6 protein-coding genes are annotated in these 6,536 nt (G+C 47.3%); 1 reads left to right on the plus strand and 5 read right to left on the minus strand.

What is annotated here, in order from left to right; translation table 11 throughout:
- Position 1: 1 nt before the first annotated feature.
- The 3 genes from RO21_RS10040 to RO21_RS12980 all read right to left on the minus strand — a co-directional run bounded on the left by RO21_RS10040 (position 2) and on the right by RO21_RS12980 (position 2,612).
- Positions 2-967, minus strand: coding sequence for a sigma 54-interacting transcriptional regulator (locus tag RO21_RS10040; protein ID WP_420911995.1), 966 nt, complete (start codon positions 965-967; stop codon positions 2-4).
- A gap of 792 nt (positions 968-1,759) precedes the next feature.
- Positions 1,760-2,473, minus strand: a complete 714-nt coding sequence (pyrH, locus tag RO21_RS10045) for a UMP kinase (RefSeq protein WP_047977648.1) — start codon at positions 2,471-2,473, stop codon at positions 1,760-1,762.
- The gene (locus RO21_RS12980; RefSeq protein WP_157019757.1) at positions 2,466-2,612 is read right to left on the minus strand and encodes a hypothetical protein; all 147 of its coding nucleotides are present in this window, start codon (positions 2,610-2,612) and stop codon (positions 2,466-2,468) included. Before RO21_RS12980 ends, pyrH begins: the two co-directional genes overlap by 8 nt.
- A 1-nt stretch (position 2,613) precedes the next feature.
- Here RO21_RS12980 and RO21_RS10050 point away from each other — a divergent pair, with 1 nt between their 5' ends.
- The gene (locus tag RO21_RS10050) at positions 2,614-4,152 is read left to right on the plus strand and encodes a phosphoethanolamine transferase (RefSeq protein ID WP_047977649.1); all 1,539 of its coding nucleotides are present in this window, start codon (positions 2,614-2,616) and stop codon (positions 4,150-4,152) included.
- Between the two features lie 4 nt (positions 4,153-4,156).
- On the opposite strand, the gene cmoB is transcribed toward RO21_RS10050, so the two are convergent.
- Positions 4,157-5,119 (minus strand): tRNA 5-methoxyuridine(34)/uridine 5-oxyacetic acid(34) synthase CmoB, encoded by a 963-nt coding sequence (gene cmoB / locus RO21_RS10055; RefSeq protein WP_047977650.1) that lies wholly within the window; start codon positions 5,117-5,119, stop codon positions 4,157-4,159.
- Between the two features lie 409 nt (positions 5,120-5,528).
- Positions 5,529-6,413 carry an acyl-CoA thioesterase gene (locus tag RO21_RS10060; RefSeq protein ID WP_047977653.1) on the minus strand — a complete coding sequence of 295 codons (885 nt, stop codon included), beginning with the start codon at positions 6,411-6,413 and terminating at the stop codon, positions 5,529-5,531.
- Positions 6,414-6,536: the final 123 nt, after the last annotated feature.

Raw genomic sequence — 6,536 nt, forward strand, 5'->3', positions numbered from 1 at the left:
TTTATTTCCCGATGCCGTAAATTCGCAGTTTGTTTGCCACGGCGGTATGCGAAATGCCTAGCCGTTGGGCAAGTTTGCGGGTGCTAGGATATTCGGCGTAAAATTTGCGTAACAGTGAGGCTTCAAAGCGATTGACCAACTCGTCCAATGTGGCGTTTTCAAGGGGGCTGATCTCCGCTTCAATCGCCATCGCCTGCGGCAGATCCAAATCCTGCACCGATAATTGATTGGTCGCCAGCGAACACGCCCGATAAATCGCATTGTACAATTCCCGCAGATTGCCGACCCACTGATAGCCCTGTAAGGCGTTAATAAAGGCTTCATCATAATAAGGCGGAGCAATGCCGAGTTGCTGGCTGATTTGGGCGACAAACTGAGCGACCAGCAACGGTAGATCCCCTTGACGCTCCCGCAGCGGCGGTAAATTCAGGGTTAATACGTTCAAGCGGTGAAAGAGATCTTGCCGCACTTTACCCTCTGCAACCAAACTGGCTAACGGTTGTTGAGAGGTGCAGATCACCCGTACGTCCACGTGAATTTCTTTATCTTCTCCCACCCGCCGAAATGAGCCGTCATTCAGAAAACGCAGTAACTTCGCTTGCATTTCTAACGACAATTCGGCAATGCCGTCCAATAACACTGTACCGCCGTTAGCATACTCGAAAAAGCCGATGCTTTCTTGCCCGTTGCGGCGATGCCCAAACATTTCGCTCTCGGCCTCCTCTGCCGGCAAACCGGCACAATTCACCGCAATGAATTTTTGGTCTCGGCGAAAGCTGAATTGATGGCAGGCTTTGGCAAAGAGATCTTTGCCCGTCCCCGTTTCCCCTTGAATGAGCAGTGGAGCGTTGAGGGTAGCAAATTTTTTCGCCTGCTCAATCACCGCCCGCATTTTCGGGCTGTTGCCGATAATATGATCAAAGTCGCTGTTCTGATTTGCCATAAACTGACGCAAATCGAGCTGCATTGCCTGTTGAGATTGTAAATTCACCACATAGCCGAGCAAGCGGTTTTGCCCTGCTTCCCATAATTCGAGGGGCAGCACGTCCATTCGCCATACTTGATCGTGAAATTGAATCGGGTGGGAAATCGGTTGTCGGGTATCGTTTTGAACATTCAAGCCTTGCTGTAAAACGCTCGGATACCATTTGGTGCGATTGAGATTGACGATCACCTCATTCAACGGAACAGCCTCAAGGGTGGCAATGTGTTGCTTTTTCTTTGGCAGGGTTGCCCGATAAATCGGCAGCAACAGTTTACAGGCTTGGGAGTTGGCAAAAGCGATTTTACCGTGAATATCCAACGACAACACCGGATTTGGTAAGGCTTCAATCAAGGCTTGCAGCTCTAAATTCTTACGCTCTTGGGGAAGATGATGTAAGGCTTGAACGGTAATGACACTCGGAATTTTTTTGATTTGACGCAGCAGTTCTGCCTGATGTTGTTGCTCAATAGCTTCGGTGCGTAAATAGATCAAGCCTTTTTCCGCCTGCTTTTCCAGCTCGATGCCCTCTAAATTGATGCTCTGTTTGGCAAGTAAACTTAGAATATCCTGAGCTACCCCGATGCGTTCAATACATTCAATCACTAATCGCATTTCAATCCCCCTTTGCAAATTTTGTGGTTAATCTCACCGCCTGTTGTAGAGGTTATCATACTCCCAAACGCTAAATTTGGAAACTTTTGTTTACGTTTTAGTCCAAAAAACAAAGGAACGCAGCGAGGCGTTCCTTATATCTAGCGATGAAAACAGCGTCCGTTAGGAAATGGTCGTCCCTTCCGTTGTACCGGTAACCACCGCTTTTAACGCACCCGGTTTACCCATATTGAAAACACGGATCGGCATACCGTGATCACGGGCAAGGGTAAAGGCGGCTAAATCCATCACTTGCAACTCTTTTTCGATTACTTCGGCATAGCTTAATGTTTGATAAAGCACCGCATCGGCATTTTTTGCCGGATCTTTATCATACACACCGTCCACTTTGGTCGCTTTTAACACGACATCCGCTTCAATTTCAATCCCACGCAAGCAGGCAGCGGAATCGGTGGTAAAGAACGGGCTACCCGTACCGGCAGAGAAAATCACCACCCGTTTTTCACGCAACATTTTGATCGCTTCCGACCAGTTATAAGTATCGCAAATGCCGTTTAATTGGAATGCCGACATCAATTTTGCATTCACATCGGCACGGTGGAGAGAATCACGCATCGCCAAGCCGTTCATTACGGTGGCTAACATTCCCATATGGTCGCCGACCACACGGTTCATTCCCGCTTTGGCTAATTTTGCACCACGGAATAAGTTGCCGCCGCCCAGTACGACCCCGACTTCTACGCCCATTTCCAGTAACTCTTTGATCTCTAACGCCATTCTATCTAAAATAGACGGATCAATCCCAAAACCTTCCTCGCCCTGCAAGGCTTCACCACTTAATTTTAACAAAATACGTTTATAAATCGGATTACTCATCGTTACCTCTTGCGCTGTCAGAATGTAAAAAAATCAGATTATTATAGATGATCTTTTTCAATTCTAAAAGAGAACGCCCATAGCCAGCCCCGATAATTTTCGGTAAAATTTCGTCTATTTTTTCCGGATTTTTTGACATTATGTCCATTTTTGCGTTTATCCCACCGCTTGCAAGTCTAGGCTTGGCGGCATTCGGCAGCTTCTTAATGTTGCTCGGTTCGGGCTTTTTCCCCTCGCCGACAGCACAGGAAATTGCCCTACTGACGCTAGTTTGGCTGCTGTTAAACAGTAGCAAAAAAGCCTTTTATGCGTTGCTGCTCCCGATTGTTAGCCTGTATGCACTCTATACGCCGATCGGTTTAACTTTTGGTGCGCCCTCGTATCAATATGTCGCCTCTGTTTTCGCCACCGATTTGCAAGAGAGTCGGGAATTTTTCCGCCAAATCCCGCCGCTGCATTATCTGGCAATGGTCGGCATTTTTGCCTGTTTATTGCTTTTCCGTTATCTGACCGAACGGTTTCGGGTGCGATTTCACCACAATCGTACCTTTTTGGTCGCCGCCATTTTGCTCGTGTTTATATCCACACCGCCATTTAAGTTTCTGTACGAAAGCTATTCGGCAAGCCGACAGGTGAGCCAAGAGTTAAGCCGTTTAAACGGGCTGACTATCGACAGTGCGTGGGGGCAAGCCCGCCTCATTGGCGATCAATATGATGATTATGTGTTGGTTATCGGCGAAAGCGCCCGTAAGGATTACCACCACGCCTACGGCTACCCTTCGCCCAATACGCCCTTTATGAGCAGCGCTAACGGTACGTTAATTGACGGTTTAACCGCCGGCGGTACGAATACGATTGCCTCGCTCAAAGTGATGCTGACCCTGCCGGACACGCTCAACTGGGAGGGCGACTACACCCATAGTCTGATTGATCTGGTGAAATCCGCCGGCATTAAAACCGTCTGGCTCTCCAATCAAGGCTACCTCGGCACGTTTGACACACCGGTTTCCGCCCTTGCCAATAAAAGCGATGAAACGATTTTCCTTAAATCCGGCGATTCGTTTTCGCAAAATATCAGCGATTTTGCCCTTTTGCCGATCTTCCGCCAAATTATTACCCAGCCGAGCAAGCAAAAACGGTTTATCGTGGTGCATTTATACGGTTCTCACCCGATCAGTTGCGACCGTTTAACCGATTACCCCAAACTTTATGATGACGCGACCTTGCCGAAAAAATATCACAACCTAAATTGCTATGTTTCGTCCATTAAAAAGACCGACGAGCTGCTGGCAACCCTGCACCAATATTTGACGAAAAATTACCAACAAAACCAACGCCGCTTTTCAATGGTCTATTTTGCGGATCACGGACTTGCCCACAGTATCAGCGAGGATAACATCGTCATTCACAACAGTAGCGGCAAAAGCCCTCGCCATTTTGATGTGCCGTTGTTTAAAATCGCCAGTGATGATCACGAGCGAAAGGTCTATCAAGCGGTCAAATCCGGCTTAAATTTTACCAATGGCATTGCAAACTGGCTGGGCATTGAACACCCGAAGCTGGATAAAAGCCTCGATCTGTTCAGCCCGCAATCGCACCCTGACGATTACGGGCTGAAAGGGATTATCGGCAATTTTAACACGCTGCCCGATCCGGCAATCCCGATACCTACGCCATAGCCGATCAGCTATTGGCAATCAACACCGCACGTTTGGGGGCAGGATAGCCCTCAATCGTTTTGGAATGGTCGGTCGGGTCGAGAAAATCGATCAGCGATTCATTTTCCAACCAATCGGTTTTACGCTGCTCGGCTAAAGTTGTAACGGCTTCATCAACACAACGCACATTTTTAAAACCGACTTTTTCCAACCAGTTGATTAACGCCGGCACGGATGGAATAAAATAGACGTTTTTCATTTTCGCATAACGGTCTGACGGCACTAGCACATCATTCACATCACCGTCAATCACGAGAGTTTCCAACACCAATTCCCCGCCTTTGACTAATTGATTTTTTAATTGGGAAAGGTGATCGAGCGGCGATTTACGGTGATACAACACCCCCATTGAAAATACCGTGTCAAAGGCGTGCAACGGTTGCATTTGCTCAATGCCGAGCGGGATTAAATTTGCCCGCCGATCGTTATTCAACAATTTCCGCACCGCTTCAAACTGGCATAAAAACAGCTCGGTCGGATCGATACCGACCACCATTTTTGCCCCTTCGCCGACCATTCGCCACATATGATAGCCGCTGCCGCAGCCCACATCTAAAATCGTCCGACCGTTTAACGGCGAAAGGTGTGGCAGTACCCGATCCCATTTAAAATCGGAACGCCATTCACAATCAATATGTACGCCATAAAGGTGGTAAGGGCCTTTCCGCCACGGCATTAGCTGCTTTAAATGGTAGGTTAAGCGTTGCCGCTCACCATCGCTCAACGGTTCAGCCAAACGGGCTTCAACTTTATCGGTTAAATTTACTTCAGCCGCCAACTGCGGCAAAAATTCGACCACTTTTGCCCATTTAGCATAATCGCCGTGGGTCTGTTTTTCCCACTGTTTGAGTTGTAGGGGCAAGGTTTCTAGCCACGCAGCCAATGGACTGGTGGCAATTTGTTGGTAAAAAGGACAAAAATCAATCATATTTTTCGATATAAGGTTATTGAACGCCTTATCATAATATAAATAATGCGAGGGATAAACCTGAATGCTCACAAGCAAGCGGTCGGTTTAGCGAGATTTTTCGCCATTTTCAGCAACATAAAATTCAATTCTGCCCGTTTCGGCGATACACCACGTTTGCTCTCGTCATAAATGTTAAAAAATGCGGGTGTTAATGCCTCGCCTGTTGCCTGACAATAACATTGAAATCAGCGTGTGTGCCGCTGCGGATAATATCGGGTGTTGAAAAACAAAAAAGCCAAACCGCAAGGTTTGGCAAAGTGACTAAAAATGAATAAAATTTCCTTCGTTTTCACGAGTGCTTTATCGACTGTATGTGGTACGGCGATAAAACTTCCCGATCGTAAAAAAAACGGTTGTCAATAAAAATTTACTTTTTTCCTGCCCTATTTTCAGGCGGCATTTCTCGTATCAACCCTTCCTGCTGATAAGAAAATAGCAATTCGCCCTGCGGATTAAACACTTGCCCGCGTGTAATGCCTCTGCCAGCGTAAGCGTTCGGGCTATCCAATGCAAACAGCAACCATTGGTTAAAATCGAACGCACGGTGAAACCACATACTGTGGTCTAAGGTTGCAATACGCATAGTCGGCTGCATTACACTGCGTGCGTGGGGGTGTAACATTGTCAAAATACAGTGAAAATCGCTGAAATAGGCGGCTAAACATTGGTGTAACCGCACATCTTGCGGGGCTTCACCGTTCACTTTTGCCCAAATCTGCTGTTCAGCCGGTAATCTTTGCGGCTCAAACGGGTTATTCGGGTATTTTATCCGCACGTCAAACGGGCGTTCCGTCTGAAAAATCGCTTTTAATTTCGGCGGCAGATGCGCCGCCAACGCATAAATAAGCTGATTTTCCGAGGCAAACGCTGCCGGCTCGGCAACGTTCGGCATCTTAACTTGATGACTAAAGCCCGTTTCTTCCCGTTGAAAAGATGCCATTGTCCGGGCAAGCAAGTGATTGTGCTGCGTTGCATTAACGTTCACCACCGTGAAACTATTGCCTTGACGCAATATTTCCGTATGATAGATAATCGGCACGCCCACCTCACCCGCCTTAATAAAATAGCTATGGCAAGAGTGCAAATGCCGCTCTAACGCCACCTTTTGCATCGCGGCGGCGAGGGATTGCGCCACAATCTGCCCGCCGAACACCTGCGGTAAGCCTAAATCTTCACTCTGCCCGCAAAACCGATGTTCGTCCAACGGTGTGAGGGTGAGCAGTTGGATAAGTTGAGTCAGCCGATTTTTCATCATCACGTCCTTTTTGATTGTTTTAGCGGTATTATGTAGCAAATGCACAAAAATAGACATTTTAACAGAATGTAGGGACACACTGCGTGTGTCCTTTATAAAAATCAAATTATTTCAATAGGT

The organism is Muribacter muris, assembly GCF_001038205.1.
In the GTDB taxonomy this organism is placed as follows: Bacteria; Pseudomonadota; Gammaproteobacteria; order Enterobacterales; family Pasteurellaceae; genus Muribacter; species Muribacter muris.

Bases quoted from the DNA above. Each gene is read 5' to 3' on its own strand.
- RO21_RS10040 (WP_420911995.1), bottom strand. From the start codon at position 967: ATGCAGCTCGATTTGCGTCAGTTTATGGCAAATCAGAACAGCGACTTT.
- pyrH (WP_047977648.1), bottom strand. From the start codon at position 2,473: ATGAGTAATCCGATTTATAAACGTATTTTGTTAAAATTAAGTGGTGAA.
- RO21_RS12980 (WP_157019757.1), bottom strand. From the start codon at position 2,612: ATGTCAAAAAATCCGGAAAAAATAGACGAAATTTTACCGAAAATTATC.
- RO21_RS10050 (WP_047977649.1), top strand. From the start codon at position 2,614: ATGTCCATTTTTGCGTTTATCCCACCGCTTGCAAGTCTAGGCTTGGCG.
- cmoB (WP_047977650.1), bottom strand. From the start codon at position 5,119: ATGATTGATTTTTGTCCTTTTTACCAACAAATTGCCACCAGTCCATTG.
- RO21_RS10060 (WP_047977653.1), bottom strand. From the start codon at position 6,413: ATGAAAAATCGGCTGACTCAACTTATCCAACTGCTCACCCTCACACCG.